Genomic DNA, 3,491 nt, shown 5'->3' on the forward strand with positions numbered 1-3,491 from the left:
GGCCAAGCCCAAGCCCGCTCCGCCGGTCAAGCGCAGCGCCGCCAAGCCGGCTCCCCCGGCCAAGGCCGCCGCGCCGGCCAAGCCGGAGCTCGTGCCCTCGGCCTGACCCGCCACGGCCCGCCCCCGCCCCGGGGGCGGGCCGCCCGTCTGTATCCACCGAAGGAGAACACCGTGAGCGACAGCGCCGAAGGCCGCGACTGGCTGGGCATGAAGCCCAGTGAGTTCGGCGTCCCCATCAAGGCCAGCCAGGACGGCCTGTTCCTCGTCGACGACGACCCCTGCGGCACCGAGGCCCTGGACGGCCTTGGCTTCGGCGCCGTCCTGGGGGCCGAGGAGCCCGACACGCCCCCGGCTCGCTAGATGTGCCACAACGCTCGTACGTGGTACGTTCTGCTCGCTGATCGGGAACGGCTGCAGCCGCGGGACCGGCCCATCAGCAATGCCGTGGCATGCGGCATCCCCCCAAGGTGTCTGGCGGGTGGCAACCCCCCCGCGCCCTACCCGCCAGACACCGGCCCCGCCCAAGCGGAGCCACACGGGGACGCCGCCCCACGCCGCGAAGGGACCCGCCCAGGCCACCCGACCGGGCGGGTCCCCGCGTCCTCAAGGGAGGACTCGTGACCGCGACCTACCGCAGCGACCACGCCGCCGACCCCGAGCTGTACGAACGGCTCATGCGGGAACGCTACGGACCACTGCCCAAGGTCATGGCCGAACGAGACGTCCCGCCCCCACCCGATCTTGTCCGGAGTCACCTGATGCCCCCCCGACCCGCCCCCGACCCCGACGCGGCCACCCACTACGCCGATCTCCAAGAGGCCATCAACGAGGCCGCCATCGGACGCCCAGGCTCCCTCCTCACCAAGCCGAAGCGCATCCCGCCGTTCCCCGGCGCGGCCTGGTGCAACTCGTGCGACACCTGGTGCACCCCGCAGGGCATGTGCCGCTGCAACGACCGGTAGGCGAGAGCCTGTTGCGATACTTCCACGGCGGTGTCCCCGGGCTTCGGCCCGGGGACACCATCACCCCGCACGCCCCGAACGTCGTCGACGGCTGCCCCATCTGCGCCGCCCGCGCCAAGGGCCAGACCGCGACCCTCGACGGGCAGGCCGTCGACCCGCCCACCGGCCGCCCCGACATGGTCTACATCACCACCGACCGCGACTACGGCCGCTTCTACGCCTCCCGCTACTGGTTCGGCGACCTCTACACCGTCGAACCCGTCGGCGAGATGGAGCCCTCCACCGAGGACCCCTTCCCGACCTGGTGCGTGCCCGCCGCCCGCGTCCTCGCCGTCTACACCCGAGCCGTGCAGCTCACGCCCGGCCAGCGCCGGTCCCTGCTGCGACGGTGGACCGAAGCCGACCAGGCGGCAGGCCGGTGACCCGGGGCCGCCCCAAGCCGCCGACCCTGGAGCAGATACGGCACCTGATCGGCCACGCCGAGCACCGGGCGCTGACCCCGGCCGAGGCCGAACGGCTCCGCGCCGGCGTCGAGCACCTGAGCGCCAGCCAGGCGGGTATCGCCGCCAAGGTCAATGACCTCACCCGTCGACTCGCCGGCGGCGCCAGGCCCGTCCTCGACGTCGACTGCCCCGTCTGCAAGGCCCCCACCGGATCCGGCTGCGTCGCCCGCTTCGGCCAGCCCATGTCCGGCTCGCACACCGATCGCCTCGCGGCCGCCGCCCTCACCGCCACCGACAACCCGAACCTCAAGCCACAACGGAAACTCCACATGGCCTCCGCCGGTCCCCTGAACCAGCTCCTGAACGCCGCTTACCGCGAACGCAACCACCTCGCCGCGTGGCTCGCAGCCCTCCACCCCTCCGTCATCGCGCCCGCGCCCGGGCCCGACGCCGGCGACGGCTGGTACGCGCTGTTCCTGCGCGCCGGGGGCTGGCAGTTCTCCTGGCACATCGCCCCCGCCGACCTGTCCCTGTTCGACCACGTCCAGCGCGTGCCCGCCGACGACGCGCGGGCCCAGTGGGACGGGCACAGCACCGAGCAGAAGTACCGGCGCATCCGCACCCACACAGCAGTGCTGCGCCTGCCCGACGACGACACCAACAGCAGCGGCAGCAGCATCTGACCCGCCGCCAGCAGCAGGCAGCACCCGCCAGCAGCGCCAACGCCTGCTGTTGGCACTGCGGTTGCTGCTGCAGCACCCGAACAGCAGGGCTACGGTAGGCGGCACCCGAAACGAATCGGCCCCCGGCGGTGAGCCAACACCAGCCGAGGGCCTAGCAGCAGGAGAGTGACCTCCCGTGCCTGATCCGTACCGTACCGTTCCGGCGGCAGGTGGCCGCACCAGGACGACCAGAGTGCTGGTGACCGCCGTGTTCCTCACGGCCGTTGCCGCGTTCGAGTCCGTCGGCTTCCGCCTGTCCTACGAGGCCCTGCACCACGTCGCGGTCGACAACGGCGTCACCGAAGGCTCCGCATGGATGTTCCCCGTCCTCGTCGACGGCGGCATCGTCCTGGGCTCCATAGGCGTCATCCGGGCCCTGGCGGGCCGCCGCTCCACCAGGCCGTACTGGATCGTCACGGTCGGCTTCACGCTGGTCAGCTGGGCCTTCAACGTCTCCCACGCCCCGGGGACCGCCGGAGGGTGGGCGGTGGCCACCGTCGCCCCGCTCGCGCAGATGGTCGCCTTGGAGATGGGCATGCAGGAGCTGCGCGCACTGCTGCTGCCGCAGCCCGACCACGCCGGGCAGGCAGAGCCAGCACAAGCACCAGCACAAGCACCAGCCGCGACGGCCCTGCTGCCGGTGCTGCCTGCTGCTGCCCCAGCATCAGCAGCACTGCTGCCCGCCCCGCCCGAGCCTGCTGCCGTCGCCGCGCTAGCAGAAGGCAGCACCGGCCAGCAGCAGCAGGAGCAGCCGCAGCAGCTCGACCAGCAGCAGCAGACGCCGCCCGAGCAGCAGGAGCAGCCCGAGCAGCAGGAGCAGCAGGCCGACAGCGAGGGGCAGCAGCGCCAGCAGCGACAGCGGCCGGTGCTGCAGCCGGACGGCAGCATGCCGTGGGCGGTGCTGTACGAGGAGTGCAGCACCGAAGACGAGCGGATCGCCCTGACCCGTGGCGCGCTCGCCGACCGGCCCAAGCTGACCGCGCCGCAGTGGGCGGTCGACATCGGCAAGTCCGAGACGCGCGGCCGGGACCTGCTGCGCGCGGCCCGCAAGCCGCACAAGGAACTCACCGCCGCAGGGTGATCCTCTAACCTCGATCTTTCGTAGCGGTCCGTCGATGTGTTCGATGGGCCATTTCGGCTTGTCCGGGTGATGGTGGGCAGGCTGAGGGCCCGACTGTCGTGTCGGGCGGGCGCCGGGTGCCACGGTTTCGGAGGTGTTCGGCTGCTCGTCGGGATGGGTTGATCCTGCCTGCTGGCCCTTTAGGACAAGGCCGTGAAGTTATGGGCTGATCGTCGGCGTCAAGATGTCGATGTTCAGGGTGGCTTTGTAGGTGCGGCGGTCGATTTTGAGGCTTTTGTACGCA

5 protein-coding genes are annotated in these 3,491 nt (G+C 71.8%); all 5 read left to right on the plus strand.

From position 1 onward, the window contains the following. Positions 1 to 171: 171 nt before the first annotated feature. Positions 172 to 360 carry a hypothetical protein gene (locus EFK10_RS45575; RefSeq protein WP_127361514.1) on the plus strand — a complete coding sequence of 63 codons (189 nt, stop codon included), beginning with the start codon at positions 172 to 174 and terminating at the stop codon, positions 358 to 360. A 257-nt stretch (positions 361 to 617) separates the two neighbouring features. Continuing rightward, positions 618 to 962, plus strand: a complete 345-nt coding sequence (locus EFK10_RS45580; RefSeq protein ID WP_127361515.1) for a hypothetical protein — start codon at positions 618 to 620, stop codon at positions 960 to 962. 11 nt (positions 963 to 973) lie between these two features. Further along, on the plus strand, positions 974 to 1,384 hold the full coding sequence (locus tag EFK10_RS45585; protein WP_206305847.1) for a hypothetical protein: 411 nt from the start codon (positions 974 to 976) through the stop codon (positions 1,382 to 1,384). Further along, entirely contained in the window at positions 1,381 to 2,088 is a 708-nt protein-coding gene (locus EFK10_RS45590; RefSeq protein ID WP_127361516.1) for a zinc finger domain-containing protein, read from the plus strand. The genes EFK10_RS45585 and EFK10_RS45590 overlap by 4 nt, the downstream gene beginning before the upstream one ends. A gap of 175 nt (positions 2,089 to 2,263) precedes the next feature. Continuing rightward, entirely contained in the window at positions 2,264 to 3,208 is a 945-nt protein-coding gene (locus EFK10_RS45595; RefSeq protein WP_127361517.1) for a DUF2637 domain-containing protein, read from the plus strand. Positions 3,209 to 3,491: the final 283 nt, after the last annotated feature.

It is taken from the genome of Streptomyces soli, from assembly GCF_003999195.1.
GTDB lineage: Bacteria > Actinomycetota > Actinomycetes > Streptomycetales > Streptomycetaceae > Actinacidiphila > Actinacidiphila soli.